This window comes from Paracoccus sp. BR5-17, from assembly GCF_055693925.1.
In genome coordinates, this window is the sequence record NZ_JBVFUV010000003.1 from 2,265,122 (window position 1) to 2,283,336 (window position 18,215).

Sequence of the window (18,215 nt, forward strand, 5' to 3'; positions counted from 1 at the left end):
AGCAGGAACCCCCCGCCGCTATCAAAATATCGCTGTTGCGCATGTCATCGCTCCGTCTTGGTTCGGGGATCAAACGAAGTCGCGGCGGCAGTTGTTCCGCAGCGCGCGCGCCTTCTTCCGGCTGATAAACAGCAAGGCGGAAACCCGATCGCGTTCCGGCGGTTCTGAGGAGGCGGCCTGGCCGCGACACCGACCCTCCCTTCAGACTGCGAGGCCGCACGATGCGTGATTATCCCAAGCCCCCTTCCCCAAGCAGCAGCAGGAACTGCCCGGCAGCTTTCAGAAGATGGACCCCAGGCCCGACCACGGCGAGGAAAGCTGGCGCGGCGCGGGCCGGCTGGAGGGGATGAAGGCCATCATTACCGGCGGCGACAGCGGCATCGGCCGCGCCGTGGCCATCGCCTATGCCCGCGAAGGCGCGGACGTGGCGCTGTCCTATCTGAACGAAAGCGAGGACGCCGAATCCACCGCGCAACTGGTCCGCGACGCGGGGCGCGAATGCCTGACCTTTCCGGGCGACATCTCGGACGCCGCCCATTGCCGCAGGATCATCGCCGAGACCGCCGAGACATTCGGCAGGATCGACATCCTGGTGAACAACGCCGCCCACCAGCGGACCTTCGACAGCATCGAGGAAATCCCCGACGAGGAGTGGCGCCACACCTTCGCCACCAACATCGACGCGATGTTCTACCTCACCAAGGCCGCCGTCCCGCACATGCGGCCGGGCAGCGCGATCATCAACACCGCCTCGATCAATTCGGACACCCCCAGCCCGAACCTGCTGGCCTATGCCACCACCAAGGGCGCGATCCAGAACTTCACCATGGGCCTGGCGCAGATGCTGGCCGAGCGCGGGATCCGGGCTAATGCCGTGGCCCCGGGGCCGGTCTGGACCCCGCTGATCCCCGCCAGCATGGAACCCGAGAAGGTGTCCCAGTTCGGCGCGAACTACCCGATGAAACGACCCGCCCAGCCGGTGGAACTCGCCTCGGCCTACGTCATGCTGGCCGAACCGATGTCCAGCTACGTCTCGGGCACGACGATCGCCGTGACCGGCGGCAAACCCTTGATGTGAGGACGCGAACCATGGCGCATGACTGGGGCGGACGCTGGTCCGACGCGGGGTGGACGATCGGCATCTGGGCGCCGAAGGCGTCCGAGGTGTCGCTGATCCTGAACGGGCAGGATCATCCGATGACGCCGGATTGCGAGGGCTTCCGGACGGCCACGGTCCCTGCCCGGCCGGGCGACACCTATCTGCTGCGGGTGGACGGGACCGAGATCCCCGATCCGGCCAGCCGGTTGCAGTCGGGCGATGTCCACGCGCCGTCGGTGGTCGTGGCCCCGGCCGCCGACCGGGACCGCGACGGCTGGACAGGCCGCGACTGGGCCGAGGCGGTGATCTATGAGATGCATCTTGGCACCTTCACCCCGCAGGGCACCCTCGGGGCCGCCGCGGAAAAGCTGGAGGAACTGGCCCGCCTGGGCATCACTGCGGTCGAGCTGATGCCCCTGGGCCAGTGGCAGGGGGATCGCGGCTGGGGCTATGACGGCGTGCTGCCCTATGCGCTGCACCCGGCCTACGGCACGCCCGACGACCTGCGCCGCTTCGTCGATCGCGCCCATTCGCTGGGCATCATGGTCATCCTGGATCTGGTGATGAACCACTTCGGCCCCGAAGGCGCCTACCTGCACCAGGTCGCGCCGCCCTTCTTCGACGAATCCCGCCATACCCCCTGGGGCGCGGCCATCGACTTCTCGCAACCCGCCGTGCGCGAATACTGGATCCAGTGCGCCGAATACTGGATCGGCGATTATCGCCTTGACGGGCTGCGGCTGGATGCGGTCCACCAGATCAGCGGGCCGGGCGCCAACGACTTCATGACCGAGTTCGCCCGGCGCGTTCGCGCGGTCGATCCCGGCCGCGCCATCCACCTGATCGTCGAGGACGAGCGCAACGAACGCTTCCTGCGCGAGAACGGCTATGACGCCAGCTGGAACGACGACTTCCACCACACCGTCCATGTCCATCTGACCGGCGAATCGGACAGCTATTACGCCAGCTTCGCGCAGGATCCCTTCGGCGACCTGTGCCTGGCGCTGTCGCGCGGCCATGTCGAGGAAGGTCAGCCCCGTTCCGGCCGCGACGAACCGCGCGGAGAGCCCTGCGGGCATCTGCCGCCCACGGGCTTCGTGAACTCGACCCAGACCCACGACCAGGTGGGCAACCGCGCCCTGGGCGAAAGGCTGCTGTCGCTGGCCGATCCCCAAGGGGTCAAGACGGCCTATGCCCTGCTGCTGACCGCGCCCTACATCCCGATGATCTTCATGGGCGAGGAACGGGGCGCGACCACGCCCTTCCTGTTCTTCGCCGATTTCGAGGGCGACCTGGCCAAGGCCGTCCGCGAGGGGCGGGCCGCCGAATTTGCCGGCATCGCCAGCCTGGGATCCAAGGTTCCCGACCCGCTGGCCCCCGAGACCTTCGCCCGGTCCAAGCTGGACTGGCAGCAGGACGCCAACGCGGCGGAATGGCTGGATCTGACCGCCCGCGCCCTCGCCTTCCGACATGACCATGTCGTGCCGCTGCTGAAAAGCGGCCGCAGCCAGCCCGCGCAGGTCACGCGCCACGGCCCGGCCTCGGCCGAGGCGACCTGGTTCTTTACGGTCGGAACGCTGAACCTGCGCCTGTCGCTGGGTCAGGCCGAACCGGCCCTGAAGCCTTTTGAAGACGCGGGATTCTCGCTGGGCCAGATCGGCCGCGATCCCTTTGCCCTTTCCGTCAATGCAAGGTTAACATGAGCAACATTCCCACGGCGACCTACCGGATCCAGATGCGCGACGGGGTCGATTTCGAACAGGTGGTCCGGATCCTGCCCTATCTGGCGGATCTGGGCGTCTCGCACCTGTATCTCTCGCCGATCTTCCTGGCGACCACGGGTTCGACCCACGGCTATGACATCACCGACCCGACCCGGATCGACCCGGCGCTTGGCGGGACCGAGGGCTTCGACCGGCTGGCCGCAGCCGCGCGCGAGAAGGGGTTGGGGATCATCCTGGACATCGTGCCGAACCACACCGCCTTCACCCTGGAAAACCCCTGGCTGCTGGATGTCCTGAAGCATGGCAAGGACAGCCGCTATGCCCGGCACTTCGACATCGACTGGGAGGCCGGGCCGCTGGTGCTGCCCTTCCTGCCCGAGCCGTTCGAGAAGATGCTGGCCGACGGCGCCTTCAGCGTGAAAGACGGCATGTGGCGCTTCGGCGAGGTCGCGGTGCCCCTGGCCGACGCCCAGGCCCCCACCGACGACCTGCGCGCCCTGCACGAAACCCAGCACTGGCGGCTGGTTCATTACGCGCTTGAACGCGACGGCATCACCCACAGGCGGTTCTTCAACGTCACCAGCCTGATCGGGATGCGCGTCGAGGATCGCGCGGTCTTCGACGACACCCACAGCCTGATCTTCGACCTTGTCCGCAGCGGACGGGTCCAGGGCCTACGGGTGGACCACATCGACGGGCTGGCCGATCCGGCGACCTATCTGCAATGGCTGCACGAGGCGCTTCCCGACACCCCGATCTGGGTCGAGAAGATCCTGGTGGGCGACGAGACCCTCCCTAACGGCTGGCCGACCGCCGGCACCACCGGCTACGAGGCGGCGCGGCTGATCGCCCAGCTTCTGACCGATCCGGCGGGGATCGAGACGCTGGACGGCATCTGGCGCCAGTCCACCGGCATCGCCAGCGCGTTCCGCGACGAGCTGCGCCAGGCCAAGCTTGACATCCTGGACAACGAACTGGCCGCCGAACGGCGTCAGCTTGCGGACCTGGCCGCAGTGGCCGCGCAGGGTTCCGCGCTTGCCGAACCCGGTCCCGAATCGCTGCGCGAGGCGGTGACGGCGCTGCTGGTCGCGACGCCGCGCTATCGCACCTATGTCACCGACAAGCCCGGTGCCGAGGATCGCGAGCTTCTGCAGGCCATCGCCGAGGAAGCCGCGAAGGGGGTGCGCGACCGGGCGGTGGTCGATCTGCTGGCCGGGCTGATGCTGAACCCCGACAGCCAGCCCGCGCGCGCCTTCGTGCGCCGCTTCCAGCAGGTGTCGGGCGCCCTTCTGGCCAAGGCGCAAGAGGATACCGCGGGCTTCCGCTGGACGCGCTACCTTCCCGCCAACGAGGTCGGCGCGGAACCCGACGAACCCACCGTGACCGCCGATCACGCGAACGCCTTCCTGAATGCCCGGCGGCCGGCCGACATGACGCTGGTCTCGACCCACGACACCAAGCGGTCGGCGGATTCGCGGATGCGGCTGGTCGCCATCAGCCATCTGCCCCAGGACTTCCAGGCGCTGTTCCAGGCGGCGGCCGCCCTTCCCTCGGCCAACAAGGTCGAGCCGCGGTGGCAGTGGTACATCGTCCAATCCGCCCTCGCCATCTGGGACGGGCAGGCCGACAGGGTCGCGGACCGGGTGGACCAGCACATCGAGAAGGCCATGCGCGAGGCCAAGCTGACAAGCTTCTGGACCAACCCCGACGAAGCCACCGAAACCGCGGCGAAGTCCTTTGCCCGCGACCTGCTGCGGGAATGGCAGGCAGGATCGTCCCCCGCCCTGCAATCGCTGCTGCAACGCGGAGAGGCGCTGTCCTTCGCGCAGCTTGCGATCCAGATGCTGATGCCGGGCTTTCCCGACATCTACCGCGGCGACGAAGGCGGCTTGCTGGCGCTGACCGATCCCGACAACCGCCTTCCCGTGGACTGGACGGCGCTTGCGGCGCAGCCCGACAGGCCGGACAGCAAGCTGCACTGGACACGGAAGTTGCTGGCCCTGCGCCGGTCCCACGCGGATTTCCTGCGCGATGCGACAGCCCGTGTCGAGATGGAGGACAGCACCCTCCGCCTGGTCCGGGAGGGCGCCGGCGGGCAGATCATCGTCGATTTCCGGCAGACGGGGAACCCGGCGCAAGGCGCTGACCTGTCGAGGGATTTCGCGGACGGAAGCTGGGTCGGGGTGAAGCTTTCGGGGCTAGGCGAACAGGGTTAACAAATGATGATCCGCGGAACAATCACGCGTTGTTTCAGTTTGGTAAGCAGACCGCCTGCGCCGCGGTTTGCCTCTCCGAACGAAGGATCGCACCGGTGTCAGCTTTGCAGTCCCAGCCCGCCCTGAAGAAGAACGCGCACACGAACGTCGCCACGATCCTTCTGGCGGGCGGCAAGGGCACCCGGCTGCACGACCTGACGGCCGCCGAAAGCAAGCCCGCCATCCACTTTGCGGGGCGCAACCGGATCGTGGACTTCGCGATGGCGAACGTCGTCAGGTCGGGCCTGGATCGCCTGGTCGTGGCGACCCAGTTCGCCCCGGCCACGCTGCACGGCCATCTGCCTGCGCGGTGGGGCGGGCATTTCGAACCCGGCGCGTTGATCCTCAGCGACGGTCGCGACCGGTATCAGGGGACGGCCGACGCGGTGCGTCACAACTGGACGCAGGTTCAGGAATGGGGGTCGGATCAGGTCCTGGTGCTGGCCGCCGATCATATCTACGACATGGACTATGCCCCGCTGATCGCGGCGCACAAGGCGTCGGGCGCGGCCGTGACGGTGGCGGTCGATGTCGTCCCGGTCACGGCGGCCAGCGGCTTCGGCGTGATGCAGACCGATGCCGGCGGCAGGATCCTGGCGTTCCAGGAAAAGCCGGCGCAACCGCCCGCCATCCCGGGCGACCCCGACAACGCGCTCGTCTCGATGGGGATCTATGTCTTCGAGGCGGCCTGGCTTCGCGACGCGCTGTTCGGCCAGGACCTTGCCGTGCTGGATTTCGGAAACGAGGTGATCCCCGCTGCCGTGGCACAGGGCCAGGCCGTCGCCTATCGCCTGCCGGCGGGTCCGGCGGGCCACGCCTACTGGCGCGATGTCGGCACCCTGGAGGCGCTGCGTCTGTCGCATCTGGACTTCATCGGCCAGCATCAGCCGGCCCGCCTGCCGCGGATGTCCACCCTGTCCGAATGGCATCTGGGCCGCGGCAGCGTGGCGATGCCGGGTGCGCTGGTGCCCGCTTCGGCCCGGCTGACGCGCTGCATTCTGGCGCCCGGCACGCGGGTCCCTGCCGGGCTGGTCGTGGGCGAGGACCCCGACGAGGACAACCTGTGGTTCCGTCGCGACAAGGGAACCGTCCTGATCACCCGAGCCATGCTGGACCGCCGCGAGGCGCTGCGCGTCCCGTTCTCTCTCCACGTAACCCCCGCGCTGCGCTGCAGTCGCGCGATGTCGCCTGAGGTCAATAACATTATGCGTGATAACGGTCAGGCTCCGGCTTTCGATCTGTCTGTCAGCCGCCCCGACATCCTGGGCGCCGAATTCCTGGGCGAGGGCACGAACTTCGCCCTCTATTCGGACCATGCCACCAAGGTCGAGCTGTGCCTTTACGACAAGGCCGGCGAGAAGGAGCTGCACCGGCTGGAACTGCCGGACATGGAAGGCGGGGTCTGGTTCGGCTACCTGCCGGGGATCCAGCCGGGACAGGTCTATGGCTATCGCGTCCACGGACCCTACGAGCCTGAACAGGGCCACCGCTTCAACCCCAACAAGCTGCTTCTGGACCCCTATGCCCGGGAATTGCGCGGGCAGATCCAGTGGGACGACGCGCTGCACGGCTATACCGTGGGCGAGGACGACCTGACCTTCGATACCCGCGACAGCGCGCCCTTCATGCCCAAGGCGGTGGTCGTGGACGCCAAGTTCGACTGGGACACCGACCGGGCGATCCGCACCCCCTGGCAGAGCACGATGATCTACGAGGCCCATGTCAAGGGCCTGACCCAGCTTCACCCGGGCGTTCCCGAAGCCGACCGCGGCACCTTCCGGGGCTTGGGAAGCGACGCGGTGATCGAGCATCTGCTTCGCACTGGCGTCACGGCCATCGAACTGCTGCCGATCCACGCCTTCGCCAACGACCGCTACCTGGTGGAAAAGGGCCTGTCGAACTATTGGGGCTATTCCACCCTGTCCTTCTTCGCGTCCCATGCGCCCTACCTGAAGTCAGGCCAGATCCGCGAGGTCAAGGAGGCGATCCGCAAGCTGCACAAGGCCGGCATCGAGGTGATCCTGGACGTGGTCTACAACCACACCGCCGAAGGCAACGAACTGGGCCAGACGCTGTCCTTCCGCGGCATCGACAACGCGTCCTACTATCTGCTGTCGCCCGACAACCCGCGGCACGGCTTCGACACGACCGGCACCGGCAACACGCTGAACGTCGCGCATCCGATGGTGCTGCGCATGGTCATGGATTCGCTGCGCTACTGGGTCGAGTCGATGCATGTGGACGGCTTCCGCTTCGACCTTGCTTCGACGCTGGGACGCGAGGCGCAGGGCTTCGAACGCGACGGGTCGTTCTTCAACGCGATCCGCCAGGATCCCGTGCTGTCGGGTGTCAAGCTGATCGCCGAACCCTGGGACATCGGCGAAGGCGGCTATCAGGTCGGCGGCTATCGCTGGCCGTTCCGCGAATGGAACGACAAGTTCCGCGACGACACCCGCGCCTTCTGGCGCCGCGATCCGGGGCTGCTGCCCGCCATCGCGGAACGGCTGTCGGGGTCGCCCGTGCAGTTCAACCACAGCCACCGGCCCGCGACCTCCAGCGTGAACTTCGTGGCGGCCCATGACGGCTTCACCCTGTGGGACACCGTCAGCTACAACGACAAGCACAACGACGCCAACGGCGAGGACAACCGCGACGGCCACGACAACAACCTGTCCGACAACATGGGCGCCGAGGGCGATACCGAGGACGCGGGCATCATCCAGGCCCGCATCCGCCGGGTTCGCGGGATGCTGGCGACCGTGATGCTGAGCCAGGGCGTGCCGATGATCCTGGCCGGCGACGACCTGGGCAACACCCAGAACGGCAACAACAACGCTTACTGCCAGGACAACGAGATCAGCTGGCTGGAATGGGACAAGGCGCGCGAGGAAGTGCAGGTCGCCGTCGCGGCCCTGGCGGCCTTCCGCCGCGACCATCCCCTGTCGCAATCCCGCTTTGCAGCCGGACCCGGCGACGCGCAAGGGCGCCAGCCCGTCTTCGAATGGCTGCATCCGCGTGGCGGCGCGATGGAGGAAGGCGACTGGCAGGATGGCGAACTGCGTTGCCTGGGGCTGCACGAGATCTGCCCGGACGGCACCGAACTGCTGATCCTGCTCAACGCCGGGGACGATGCCGAATTTGCCCTGCCCGAAGGGGAATGGACGCAGCGCATCGACACCTCGTCCGACGAGGTTGCCGTGGACCGGCAGGTCAGCGGCACAATGGGCTTGCCTTGGCAGTCCGTCATGGGTCTTGTCCGTGGCGGAAAGACCGACGCCTAAACGAGAAGAGGAGGATCGACATGGATCAGGATCGTCAGGAACGCATCAGGCAGCGCGCCCACGAGATCTGGGAAAGCGAAGGCCGCCCCGAGGGGCGCGACGCCCACCACTGGAGCCAGGCCGAACAGGAACTGGGCGAGGACAGCGAAAACGGCGGCACGTCGCAGGGCGAAACGTCCGGGAGCGATTCGCAGTCCGGCGAAGCCGGTAACGCGGGCGACAGCCAGACCGGCGGCGACGCGCAGCAGACGGCCGCCGCGAAGCCCGCCAAGCCCGCCAAGGCCGGCCGCAAGACCGCGGGGAAATCCTCGGCCAAGGCAGCGAAATCCGGCACCGGCAGCACGTCGGAATCCACGTCCTATCTGAACGACGGTCCCTGACTCCGGGGCCGCAGGGCTGGATCAGTCTTCCGCAGCCAGGGCTTTCTCAAGCTCTGGCAGGAAGCGGTTGGTATAATCCTCGCGCACAAGCGGGCCTGCGTGACGGTGCAGGATGCGTCCCTGCCCGTCGATGATGAAGGTTTCGGGTGGGGCCGTCACGCCCCAGTCGATGGCCCCCCGGCCGGTCGGATCGGTCGCGATGGCCGCGAAGGGGTCGCCCCCGTCGTTCAGGAAGGCCAAGGCATTGGCGTCCGTGTCGCGAAGATCGACGCCGTAGACCGGAAGGGTGGCCGAAAGCTCCGTCAGGGTCGGATGCTCGGCCCGGCAGGGCGGACACCAACTGGCCCAGAAGTTCACCAGCTTCACCCCCGGCTGGCGCAGCATCTCGTCGGTTAGCTGCGTCTTGCCCGGCAAGGTCGTCTGCGGCACCGCGGGCGCCTGCCGGCCTACCATGGCCGAGGGCAGGCCGTTGGGATCGTCCCGTCCCATCCCCCACAGGAACAGCGCTGCCAGGGCCGCGAAGGCGACGGGCGGCACGGCGACCAGGGGCGAGATCCTAGCCACGATGTTCCTGCCTTTCCAGGGCGCGGCGCGCGCGGGCGTTGGCGGCCAGCGTCTGCCAGATCAGCCCCACCAGCAGCGCCAGCGACAGCCCATAGGCGCCCAGGACGGCGCCCGCGTAACGTCCCAACTCGATCATGCGCGCATCTCCCTTGCTTGCAGCGCGGCCAGGCGGCGCTTGCGGATCTCGGTCCGGGTGCGAACCAGCAGCAGCGCCAGGAACAGAAGCCCGAACCCCAGCATCGTCAGATACAGCGGATAGCGATAGACCGCGCTCATCCGTTCGCCGGGCTGGACCGAGAGGCTGGGCCCCTGATGCAGGCCCTGGTTCCAGAAGAACACGGCATAACGCGACAGCAACGCGAAGACCGATCCCACCAGGCACAGGACGGCGGTCAGGTCGGCGGCGCTGTCGGGATCCTCGATCGCCGACCACAGGGCGATATAGCCGACGTAGAACAGGAACAGGATCAGGAAGCTGGTCAGCCGCGGATCCCATTCCCACCAGGTGCCCCACATCGGCTGGCCCCAGACGGCGCCTGTCAGCAGCCCGATCACCGTCATCACCGCGCCGACGGGCGCCGCGGCCTTGGCGGCCAGGGCGCTGACATGGTGGCGGCGGATCAGCCAGATCAGGCTGGCGATCAGCATCATCACCCAGATGTTGATGGCCATCATCGCGGCCGGCACGTGCAGGAAGACGATCTTCACCGTCGATCCCTGGCGGAAATCCTCGGGGGTCAGGAACCCCCAGACCAGCCCCGTGACCGTGCAGACCGCCGCCCCCGCCGCGACCCAGGGCAGGATCGCGCCGGATGCGCGCATGAACTTGACGGGGTTGGCGTATTCCCAGATCGACATGGCATTCCCCTAGCGTCGGCGGGCCTGCGGCTCAAGCCGCTTCATCGCAGGTTGATCCGCAGCGCGGCGGCTGCGGCAAAAGGTATCACACCCAGCGTGCCGGCCGTGATCCCTGCCAGGAACAGCAGCGGCGTGGCGGTCGCGCCGCCTTCCTGCCCGCGGCGGATCATCTCGGTCCCGAAGATCAGCGTCGGGATGTAAAGGGGCAGCACCAGCAGCGACAGCAGCAACCCGCCGCGGCGCAGGCCCACGGTGACGGCCGCCCCGAAGGCGCCCAGCATGGACAGGGCGGGCGTCCCCAGCAGCAGCGACGCCAGCAGCGGCGGGATCGCCCGGGCCGGCAGGTGCAGCAGGATGCCGAACAGGGGCGCGGCCAGGACCAGCGGCAGGCCGGTGGTGATCCAGTGGGCAAGCGCCTTGACCGCCACCGCCCCCTCCAGCGGCAGGGGCGAGGTCGCCAGCAGATCCAGGCTGCCGTCCTCGTGATCCAGGGCGAAGATGCGGTCCAGCGACAGCAGGCAGGCCAGCAGCGCGCCCAGCCACAGGATGCCGGGCGCAATGGGCTGCAGCGCGGCGGTGTCGGGGCCGACGCCGAAGGGAACAAGCGCGCAGAGGATCAGGAAGAAGGCCACGCCCAGGCCGAAGCCCCCGCCCGCGCGGATGGCAAGCGCCAGGTCGCGGCGCAGCAGGGCGGTCACGCGAAGGCCTCGTTGAAGCCGGCGGGGCGGGCGTCCCGCGCCGGCGGGGCCCGGAAGGGCGCCATGTCCAGCACCCGCGCATCCAGCCCCAGGTCGATATGGGTGGCGATCAGCGCCGCCCCACCTTGCGCCAGATGGCCCTGCACCATCCGCGCGAAGCGGGCGACCGATGCCGCGTCCAGCGACACGGTCGGCTCGTCCAGCACCCACAGCGGGCGCTGCGCCACCACCAGCCGCGCCAGCCCCAGCCGCCGCTTCTGCCCCGCCGACAGCGCCGCGGCGGGACGATCGGCCAGGGACGCAAGGTCCATCGCCGCCAGGGCGCCGCCCAAATCGCCGCCGCCGAAGATCCGCGCCCAGAAGCCCAGGTTCTCGGACACGGTCAGCGCGCCCTTCACGCCGTCGGCATGGGCGGCATAGGCCACGGCATCGTCGGCCATATCGATCCGCCCCGACACCGGCGGCTGCAGGCCCGCCACCGCGCGCAGCAGGGTGGTCTTGCCGATGCCGTTCGGACCGCGCAGGATCAAGGCTTGCCCCGCCTCCAGCGTGAAGGACAGCCCGGCAAGCACCCGCAGGCCGCCGCGGGCGACGCACAGATCCTGGACCGCAAGAACGCTCACAGAGGCAGGAGCGCGCAGGCCACCCGCCGCCCTTCCGCGACCGTCACGTTATAGCTGCGCGCCGCGGTGGGCGATGCCATCGGTTCGACCGCGATCCCCGCCTGGGCCAGGGCCGCGGCCAGATCGGCGGGCGCATGGGCCACATCGGCGCCCATGCCCAGAAACAGCACGTCGATCCGCCCCGCAAGCGCCAGAAGCGCCGCGTGATCCGCAAGCCCGCCCCAGCCCTCGACGGCCGAGGCGGTCACCAGAACCGCGCCCCGGAACACCGTCCCGCCGACCCGGAAGAAGCCGGGGCCATAGCCCTCCACCGCAAGGGCACCGCCGAAGTCGCTGGGGGTCAGCTTCATCAGGGACGTTCCGCGTTCTCGAAGGGCGAGGCCGCCAGCTTCGGGTCCTTCTTGGACCAGTCGCGCTTGACGCCCAGCCACAGCACGACGTTCTTGGCGACATAGATCGTGGAATAGCAGCCGACGATCACCCCGAACAGCATCGCGATCACGAAGTCGCGGATCACGTCGCCGCCGAAGATCAGCATCGCCGTCAGCGCGATGGCAGCGGTCACGGCCGTCATCACCGTGCGCGACAGCGTCTCGTTGGCTGTCAGGTTCATCAGGTCGATCAGCGGCCTGGTCTTGTACTTCATCAGGTTTTCCCGCAGCCGATCGAAGACCACGACGGTGTCGTTAACGGAAAAGCCCAGCGTCGTCAGCAGCGCCGCGATGGTCGTCAGGTCGAACTTCAGCTGGAACAGCGAGAACAGCCCCACCGTCAGCAACACGTCGTGGACCAGCGACACCACCGCGCCGATGGCGAACTGCCATTCGAAGCGCAGCCAGATATAGGCCATGATCCCCAGGCAGGCGGCCGCCACCGCATAGACCGCCGTCCTGATCAGTTCGCCCGACACCTTGGGGCCGACCGATTCCACCGACGAAAAGGTGATCTGCGGATCGACCTCGCGCAGCGCGGCCTCGATCCGGTTCAACTGCTCGGGCGAGACCGAGCCGGTTTCGTCGGTCGTGCCGATGCGGATCATCGCCACGTGCCGGTCGGCGCCGAAGCTGGGATCGAAGACCTCGGTGATGGCCAGGTCGCTGAAGCCCAGGTCGTCCAGGGCCTCGCGATAGTCGCCGACCTCGAAGGCGGTGGGACTTTCGGTGCGGATGGTGGTGCCGCCCTTGAAGTCGATGCCGAAGTTCAGGCCCATCGTCAGGACCAGGATGACCGAAGCCACCATCGCCGCCATCGACGCGCCGAAGGTCAGGAACTGCCAGCGGAAGAAGTCGATCCGGGTGTTGTCGGGGACAAGTTTCAGACGGAATGCCATTGCGGTCCCCTTACAGGATCAGTTCTTTGGGCTTGCGCCATTCCAGCCACCACACGATCATCAGCCGCGTCAGGAAGATGGCCGTGAAGACCGAGGTGACAAGCCCGATGGTCAGCGTCACGGCGAAGCCCTTGACCGGGCCGGACCCCAGGAAGAACATCACCGCCGCCGCGATGAACGAGGTCACGTTGGCGTCGATGATCGCGCTCATTGCCTCGTCAAAGCCGTCGCTGATGGCCTTGGCGACGCGCTTTCCGGCGCGCAGCTCCTCGCGGATGCGTTCGTAGATGATGACGTTGGCATCGACCGCCGTGCCCACCGTCAGCACGATCCCGGCGATCCCCGGCAGCGTCAGGGTGGCGCCCATGATCGACATGACCGACAGGATCAGGATCACGTTCACGATCACCGAGACTGAGGCGAAGGCGCCGAACAGCCCGTAGCTGGCGATCATGTAGGCCACCACCGCCACCATGGCGATCACCGACGACAGGCGGCCCGCGTCGATGCTGTCCTGGCCCAGTTCGGGGCCGATGGTGCGTTCCTCGAGGAAGTCCAGTTCCGCCGGCAGCGCGCCCGCGCGCAGCAGCACGGCCAGCCGGTTCGCCTCGTCGAAGTCCATCGACCCCGAGATCTGCCCGGTCCCGCCGGGAATGGCCGACCGGATCACCGGGGCCGAGATCACCTCGTTGTCCAGCACGATCGCGAAGGGCTGGCCGATGTTGGCCGCTGTGTAGGCGCCGAACTTGCGCGCGCCGGAGGGGTTGAAGCTGAAATCCACCGCCGGCTGGCCGTTGGGGTCGGTCCCCGGGACGGCATTGGTCAGTTCCTCGCCGGTGACGACGGGGCTTTCCTCGACCGTGTAGTAGATGCCCTCCTGTTCGGCCGAGGGCAGCACCACCTGCCCCACGCCGGGCCGCGCATCGGGGTCCGTGCCCGTCCCCACGACCGAGTTGAAGGTCAGCCGGGCGGTCGTGCCGATCAGCGCCTTCAGTTCCTCGGCCGAGCCGATGCCGGGCACCTGGATCAGGATGCGGTCCGCGCCCTGGCGGACGATGGTCGGCTCTCGGGTGCCGACCTCGTCGACGCGGCGGCGGATGATCTCGACGCTCTGCTGAACGGTGCGGTCGTCGGTGACGGCCTTTTCGGCGTCCGAAAGCTGCACGGTGATGGTGTTGCCCTGCTGCTGGATGGCCAGGCTTTGCTGGCCCGCCCCGGTCAGGCTGGTGACGGGGGTGGAAAAGCCGCGCACGATCTCGACCGCGCGGGCGATCTGGTCCCGGTTCTCGATCTCGATCGTCAGGGTGCCGTCGAGCGACGGCAGGCGGCGGACCGCGCCCAGGGTGGCGCGTTCCTCGGCCAGCGCGCGGCGCAGTTCGGGCCACAGCGCGTCCATGCGGGCCTTGTAGACATCGGCCACCCGGACCTCGGCCAGAAGATGCGCCCCGCCGCGCAGATCCAGCCCCAGCGCCACGACCGAGGAAGGCAGCCAGCCCGGCCAGGCATCCCGGGCGGCGGCCAGTTCGGGGGTCTCGACCCCGGTCCGCTCGATTTCGGCCACCGCGTCGTTATGGCTCTCGACCCGCTGGTAGAACAGGTTGGGCACTGCGAAGCCTATGCCGAGAAGGCAAAGCGCGACGATCAGGATGCGTTTCCAACGGTCGATCTGCAGCATCTTGCCCAGGCCCCTGCTTTCTGTCGTTCGGTGGCGTCAGGCGTTCGCCGCGACGGGCTCGGTCTTGTTGAGCACCTGCGAGACGGTCGTGCGGATCACGCGGACCCTGACGCCGGTGGCGATCTCGACCTCAAGCTCGTCGTCGCGGACCGAGGACACCTTGCCGATGATCCCCCCGAGGTCACGACGTGGTCTCCCTTCTTCAGCGCCGCGACCATTTCCCGGTGCTGCTTCATGCGCTTCTGCTGCGGGCGGATCATCAGGAAATACATGATCGCGAAGATCAGGATCAGCGGGATGAACTGCGCGAAGGCGGCGCCGGCGCCTGCATTGCCTGCGGCGGCCTGGGCATAGGCGGGGCTGACGAACATGAAACTTTCCCTTTTCGGCTGTCACGGCGGTCTGGCCCGCCCGAATTGGCGCGCAACCTATCGCCGCAGCCCCCGCTTGGCAAGGAAGGCAGGCGGCGGGTCCGGCCGCGAACAGGAACGTGAACGTCAGCGCGTCCGGGGCTGGCCGCGTTCCACCAGCCGGGCGAAGAAGCTGGCGCCGATCGGCAGGATGGCGTCGTTGAAGTCATAGGCCGGGTGATGGACCCCCGCCGTGTCGCCCTGGCCGATGAACAGATAGCAGCCGGGTCGTTCGTTCAGCATGTAGCTGAAGTCCTCGGCCCCCATCTCTCGGCCCGCATCGCCCGCGACATTGGCGGGACCCAGGATCTCCTGGGCGACCCGCACCGCGAAGGCGGTCTGGTCCGGGTCGTTGACGGTGGCGGGATAGCCCTCGACGTAGTGCAGCCTGATCGACAGGTCATAGGCCGCCGCCTGCCCGTCGCAGATCTGCGCCATCCGGCGGCGCACCATGTCGCGGACATGGGGGGCGAAGGTGCGCACGGTGCCGCAGACATAGGCGGTGTCGGGCACGATGTTGTCGGCGCTGCCGGCGTGGATCTGCGTGACCGACAGGGCCAAGTCGTCAAGCGCATAGTGGTTGCGGCTGGAAATGGTCTGGATCGCGTTCACCACCGCCACGGCCGCGACGATCGGATCGGCGGTCAGGTGCGGCATCGCCCCGTGCCCGCCCCTGCCCTGGACGTGGATCTCGAAGGTGTCCACCGCCGCCATGATCGGCCCGGGCGTGGTGTTCATGGCGCCCACGGGCAGGCCGGGGCTGTTGTGCATGGCAAAGACCCGGTCGATGGCGAAGCGGCCCATCATGCCGTCCTGCACCATCGCCTGGCCGCCGCCGCCATTCTCCTCGGCCGGCTGGAAGATCAGCGCGACGCGGCCGGCGAAATTGCGCGTCTCGGCCAGATAGCGGGCCGCGCCCAGCAGCATCGTCGTGTGCCCGTCATGGCCGCAGGCGTGCATCCGCCCCGGCACGGCCGATGCGTAGTCGAGCCCCGTCGCCTCGTCCATCGGCAGCGCGTCCATGTCAGCCCGCAGCCCGATGGTGGGGCCCGGGGCCTGCCCCTCGATGATGCCGACGATGCCCGACCTGCCGATGCCGTCGTGGATCTCGTCCACGCCGAAGGCGCGCAGGCGTTCGGCCACGAAGGCGGCGGTCTGGAAGCATTCGAAGCCCAGTTCGGGATGCCGGTGCAGATGCCGCCGCCACTGGATCATGTCATCCGAAAATTCGGCGATGCGGTTCAGGACGGGCATGTGGACTAAGCACCCTGGCTGTGGCAATGCGCCCATCAGGACAGAAGCGAGGGGAAATCGCAATGACCGACGACACGCGCCGCGACGCGGGGGCCGAGATCGCCCGCCTGATCGACATCATGGCGCGGCTGCGCGATCCGAAGACCGGCTGCCCGTGGGACATCGAACAGGATTTCGGGTCAATCGCGCCCTACACGATCGAGGAAGCCCACGAGGTCGCGGACGCCATCGAGCGGCAGGCCTGGGACGAACTGCCGGCCGAACTGGGCGACCTGCTGCTGCAGGTGGTGTTCCACGCGCAGATGGCCAGCGAAAAGGGCATGTTCGACTTCGCGGATTGCGCGCGGGCGATTTCCGACAAGCTGATCTTCCGGCATCCCCATGTCTTCGGCGACGAATCCCGCGACAAGTCCGCGGCCCAGCAGGTCAAGGACTGGGAGGCGATCAAGGCGGTCGAGCGCGCCGGCAAGGCCGAGCGCGGCACCCTGGACGGGGTGGCGCTGGGCCTGCCCGCCCTGACCCGTGCGGTCAAGCTGCAGAACCGGGCGGCGCGCATCGGCTTCGACTGGCCCGGCCCCGCCCAGGTGCTGGACAAGATCGCCGAGGAAACCGCCGAACTGGTCGAGGCGCGCGACCGCCTGGGGCCCGAAGCGCTGGAGGAGGAGATGGGCGACCTGCTGTTCGTCATCGCCAATCTGGCGCGGCACCTGCAGATCGACCCGGAACAGGCCCTGCGCCGGGCCAACGCCAAGTTCACGCGACGCTTCCGCGCGGTCGAAACCGCGCTTGCCGCCGCCGGCCGCCGGCCCGAGGACAGCGACCTGGCCGAGATGGACCGGCTGTGGGACGAGGCCAAGGCCGCCGAACGGGCCGCGCAACAAGGAAGGGGCTTCGCCCCTCGGCCCGGAGGGCCTTCACCCCAGGGTATTTGCGCAAAGAAGAAGCCGGCTCAGGCAGCCAGTCTCGTGACCTGGTCAAGGGCGGCGTCATAGACCTCGATCCCGCCCCTGGACGCGCCCTCCGAGAGGATGCGCTTCCAGCCGCGCGCGCCGGGCATCCCGTGGAACAGGCCCAGCATGTGCCGCGTGATCTGGTGCAGCCGCCCGCCCGAGGCCAGGTGATCCAGGATCCGCGGGCGCATGGTCCGCGCCACCTGGTCGGGCGCCGAGAAGGGCGGCTCGTCGCCCCAGAGCCGGTCGGCCTGCCCGAGGATGTCCCAAGGCTGGTGATAGGCGGCGCGCCCGACCATCACCCCGTCCATCACCCGAAGATGGCCACGGATCGAATCGCCATCCGCGATGCCGCCGTTGATCGACAGGTGCAGGTCCGGGAAATCGCGCTTCATCCGGTGGACCAGCGGATGATCCAGGGGCGGGATTTCGCGGTTCTCGCGGGGGCTCAGCCCTTGCAGCCAGGCCTTGCGGGCATGGATCGTCACGCGCCGGACGCCGGCTTGGCGCATCCTGTCCAGGAAGTCCGGCAGGACGGCCTCGGGCACCTGGTCATCGACGCCGATGCGGCATTTCACGGTCACCTCGACGGGGCTGGCGGCGATCATGCGCGAGACGCAGTCGGCGACCAGATCGGGCGACTTCATCAGCACGGCGCCGAAGCAGCCCGACTGCACCCGGTCGCTGGGGCATCCGACGTTCAGGTTGATCTCGTCATAGCCCCAGTCCGCGGCGATCCGGGTCGCAGCCTCGAGTTCGGCGGGATCCGAGCCGCCCAGCTGCAGCGCCACGGGATGTTCGACCGCATCGAAATCCAGCAGACGGGGACGGTCGCCATGGATGACCGCGGCGGCGGTCACCATCTCGGTGTAGAGCAGGGCGCGGCGCGACATCAGCCGATGGAAGGCCCGGCAGTGACGGTCGGTCCAGTCCATCATGGGCGCCACGGACAGGGTTGCGGCGTCTGTGACCGGAGGTTTCATCATCTGGCTGTCGCGGCAAGAGGAGGGATGGTGGGTGATAACGGATTTGAACCGCTGACATCTTCGATGTGAACGAAGCGCTCTACCGCTGAGCTAATCACCCGTGGGCGCAGTCTCTAGCAGCCGGGATG

Annotated in this window: 17 protein-coding genes, 1 tRNA gene and 2 pseudogenes; 8 read left to right on the top strand and 12 right to left on the bottom strand. The window is 68.1% G+C overall.

The window, feature by feature from the left end:
• Nucleotides 1-286 precede the first annotated feature (286 nt).
• The 6 genes and pseudogenes from ACZ1HC_RS12725 to ACZ1HC_RS12750 all read left to right on the top strand — a co-directional run bounded on the left by ACZ1HC_RS12725 (nucleotide 287) and on the right by ACZ1HC_RS12750 (nucleotide 8,739).
• Nucleotides 287-1,078, top strand: a complete 792-nt coding sequence (locus ACZ1HC_RS12725) for an SDR family oxidoreductase (protein ID WP_472700315.1) — start codon at nucleotides 287-289, stop codon at nucleotides 1,076-1,078.
• 11 nt (nucleotides 1,079-1,089) lie between these two features.
• Complete coding sequence (gene treZ / locus ACZ1HC_RS12730; protein WP_472700316.1) at nucleotides 1,090-2,802, top strand: malto-oligosyltrehalose trehalohydrolase; 1,713 nt, start codon at nucleotides 1,090-1,092, stop codon at nucleotides 2,800-2,802.
• Nucleotides 2,799-5,039, top strand: a complete 2,241-nt coding sequence (treY, locus tag ACZ1HC_RS12735) for a malto-oligosyltrehalose synthase (protein ID WP_472700317.1) — start codon at nucleotides 2,799-2,801, stop codon at nucleotides 5,037-5,039. Before treZ ends, treY begins: the two co-directional genes overlap by 4 nt.
• Nucleotides 5,040-5,134: 95 nt before the next feature.
• Nucleotides 5,135-6,160: pseudogene (locus ACZ1HC_RS12740) on the top strand (sugar phosphate nucleotidyltransferase); the annotation flags it as partial.
• A gap of 123 nt (nucleotides 6,161-6,283) precedes the next feature.
• Complete coding sequence (gene glgX / locus ACZ1HC_RS12745) at nucleotides 6,284-8,359, top strand: glycogen debranching protein GlgX (RefSeq protein ID WP_472700839.1); 2,076 nt, start codon at nucleotides 6,284-6,286, stop codon at nucleotides 8,357-8,359.
• A gap of 20 nt (nucleotides 8,360-8,379) precedes the next feature.
• Nucleotides 8,380-8,739, top strand: a complete 360-nt coding sequence (locus ACZ1HC_RS12750; protein ID WP_472700318.1) for a DUF2934 domain-containing protein — start codon at nucleotides 8,380-8,382, stop codon at nucleotides 8,737-8,739.
• A 21-nt stretch (nucleotides 8,740-8,760) separates the two neighbouring features.
• Here the strand turns inward: ACZ1HC_RS12750 and ACZ1HC_RS12755 are convergent, their stop codons facing one another.
• From ACZ1HC_RS12755 to yajC, 9 genes and pseudogenes are all read right to left on the bottom strand, one after another.
• Nucleotides 8,761-9,303, bottom strand: a complete 543-nt coding sequence (locus ACZ1HC_RS12755; protein ID WP_472700319.1) for a DsbE family thiol:disulfide interchange protein — start codon at nucleotides 9,301-9,303, stop codon at nucleotides 8,761-8,763.
• Nucleotides 9,296-9,439, bottom strand: coding sequence for a heme exporter protein CcmD (gene ccmD, locus ACZ1HC_RS12760; RefSeq protein WP_472700320.1), 144 nt, complete (start codon nucleotides 9,437-9,439; stop codon nucleotides 9,296-9,298). Before ccmD ends, ACZ1HC_RS12755 begins: the two co-directional genes overlap by 8 nt.
• Nucleotides 9,436-10,161, bottom strand: a complete 726-nt coding sequence (locus ACZ1HC_RS12765) for a heme ABC transporter permease (RefSeq protein ID WP_472700321.1) — start codon at nucleotides 10,159-10,161, stop codon at nucleotides 9,436-9,438. The genes ccmD and ACZ1HC_RS12765 overlap by 4 nt, the downstream gene beginning before the upstream one ends.
• Before the next feature lie 41 nt (nucleotides 10,162-10,202).
• Nucleotides 10,203-10,859 (bottom strand): heme exporter protein CcmB, encoded by a 657-nt coding sequence (gene ccmB / locus ACZ1HC_RS12770; RefSeq protein WP_472700322.1) that lies wholly within the window; start codon nucleotides 10,857-10,859, stop codon nucleotides 10,203-10,205.
• Nucleotides 10,856-11,482 carry a heme ABC exporter ATP-binding protein CcmA gene (ccmA, locus tag ACZ1HC_RS12775; RefSeq protein ID WP_472700323.1) on the bottom strand — a complete coding sequence of 209 codons (627 nt, stop codon included), beginning with the start codon at nucleotides 11,480-11,482 and terminating at the stop codon, nucleotides 10,856-10,858. The genes ccmB and ccmA overlap by 4 nt, the downstream gene beginning before the upstream one ends.
• Nucleotides 11,479-11,832 (bottom strand): Mth938-like domain-containing protein, encoded by a 354-nt coding sequence (locus tag ACZ1HC_RS12780; RefSeq protein WP_472700324.1) that lies wholly within the window; start codon nucleotides 11,830-11,832, stop codon nucleotides 11,479-11,481. The genes ccmA and ACZ1HC_RS12780 overlap by 4 nt, the downstream gene beginning before the upstream one ends.
• A complete protein-coding gene (gene secF, locus ACZ1HC_RS12785; RefSeq protein ID WP_472700325.1) occupies nucleotides 11,832-12,812 on the bottom strand; it encodes a protein translocase subunit SecF in 981 nt (326 codons plus the stop codon). The genes ACZ1HC_RS12780 and secF overlap by 1 nt, the downstream gene beginning before the upstream one ends.
• A 10-nt stretch (nucleotides 12,813-12,822) precedes the next feature.
• Nucleotides 12,823-14,487, bottom strand: a complete 1,665-nt coding sequence (secD, locus tag ACZ1HC_RS12790; protein WP_472700326.1) for a protein translocase subunit SecD — start codon at nucleotides 14,485-14,487, stop codon at nucleotides 12,823-12,825.
• Between the two features lie 36 nt (nucleotides 14,488-14,523).
• Nucleotides 14,524-14,759, bottom strand: a pseudogene (gene yajC, locus ACZ1HC_RS12795) (preprotein translocase subunit YajC).
• Between yajC and ACZ1HC_RS12800 the strand changes: the two are divergent.
• A complete protein-coding gene (locus tag ACZ1HC_RS12800; protein ID WP_472700869.1) occupies nucleotides 14,676-14,981 on the top strand; it encodes a hypothetical protein in 306 nt (101 codons plus the stop codon). The pseudogene yajC and the gene ACZ1HC_RS12800 overlap by 84 nt on opposite strands.
• 3 nt (nucleotides 14,982-14,984) lie before the next feature.
• Here ACZ1HC_RS12800 and ACZ1HC_RS12805 read toward each other — a convergent pair whose 3' ends face one another.
• Nucleotides 14,985-16,151: a M20 aminoacylase family protein gene (locus ACZ1HC_RS12805; RefSeq protein ID WP_472700327.1), complete on the bottom strand. Its 1,167-nt coding sequence runs from the start codon at nucleotides 16,149-16,151 to the stop codon at nucleotides 14,985-14,987.
• A gap of 62 nt (nucleotides 16,152-16,213) precedes the next feature.
• On the opposite strand from ACZ1HC_RS12805, the gene mazG reads away from it, so the two are divergent.
• The gene (gene mazG, locus ACZ1HC_RS12810; RefSeq protein WP_472700328.1) at nucleotides 16,214-17,143 is read left to right on the top strand and encodes a nucleoside triphosphate pyrophosphohydrolase; all 930 of its coding nucleotides are present in this window, start codon (nucleotides 16,214-16,216) and stop codon (nucleotides 17,141-17,143) included.
• Here the strand turns inward: mazG and dusA are convergent.
• Both dusA and ACZ1HC_RS12820 read right to left on the bottom strand, forming a co-directional pair.
• On the bottom strand, nucleotides 17,101-18,087 hold the full coding sequence (gene dusA, locus ACZ1HC_RS12815) for a tRNA dihydrouridine(20/20a) synthase DusA (protein ID WP_472700329.1): 987 nt from the start codon (nucleotides 18,085-18,087) through the stop codon (nucleotides 17,101-17,103). The two genes, mazG and dusA, sit on opposite strands and share 43 nt — an antisense overlap.
• Before the next feature lie 25 nt (nucleotides 18,088-18,112).
• Nucleotides 18,113-18,187, bottom strand: a tRNA-Val gene (locus ACZ1HC_RS12820).
• Between the last annotated feature and the right edge of the window lie 28 nt (nucleotides 18,188-18,215).

Coding starts and splice junctions, on each gene's coding strand:
- dusA (WP_472700329.1), bottom strand. CDS start 18,087: ATGATGAAACCTCCGGTCACAGACGCCGCAACCCTGTCCGTGGCGCCC.
- treZ (WP_472700316.1), top strand. CDS start 1,090: ATGGCGCATGACTGGGGCGGACGCTGGTCCGACGCGGGGTGGACGATC.
- treY (WP_472700317.1), top strand. CDS start 2,799: ATGAGCAACATTCCCACGGCGACCTACCGGATCCAGATGCGCGACGGG.
- glgX (WP_472700839.1), top strand. CDS start 6,284: ATGCGTGATAACGGTCAGGCTCCGGCTTTCGATCTGTCTGTCAGCCGC.
- ACZ1HC_RS12725 (WP_472700315.1), top strand. CDS start 287: ATGGACCCCAGGCCCGACCACGGCGAGGAAAGCTGGCGCGGCGCGGGC.
- secD (WP_472700326.1), bottom strand. CDS start 14,487: ATGCTGCAGATCGACCGTTGGAAACGCATCCTGATCGTCGCGCTTTGC.
- ACZ1HC_RS12780 (WP_472700324.1), bottom strand. CDS start 11,832: ATGAAGCTGACCCCCAGCGACTTCGGCGGTGCCCTTGCGGTGGAGGGC.
- secF (WP_472700325.1), bottom strand. CDS start 12,812: ATGGCATTCCGTCTGAAACTTGTCCCCGACAACACCCGGATCGACTTC.
- ccmD (WP_472700320.1), bottom strand. CDS start 9,439: ATGATCGAGTTGGGACGTTACGCGGGCGCCGTCCTGGGCGCCTATGGG.
- ACZ1HC_RS12750 (WP_472700318.1), top strand. CDS start 8,380: ATGGATCAGGATCGTCAGGAACGCATCAGGCAGCGCGCCCACGAGATC.
- ACZ1HC_RS12765 (WP_472700321.1), bottom strand. CDS start 10,161: ATGTCGATCTGGGAATACGCCAACCCCGTCAAGTTCATGCGCGCATCC.
- ACZ1HC_RS12805 (WP_472700327.1), bottom strand. CDS start 16,151: ATGCCCGTCCTGAACCGCATCGCCGAATTTTCGGATGACATGATCCAG.
- mazG (WP_472700328.1), top strand. CDS start 16,214: ATGACCGACGACACGCGCCGCGACGCGGGGGCCGAGATCGCCCGCCTG.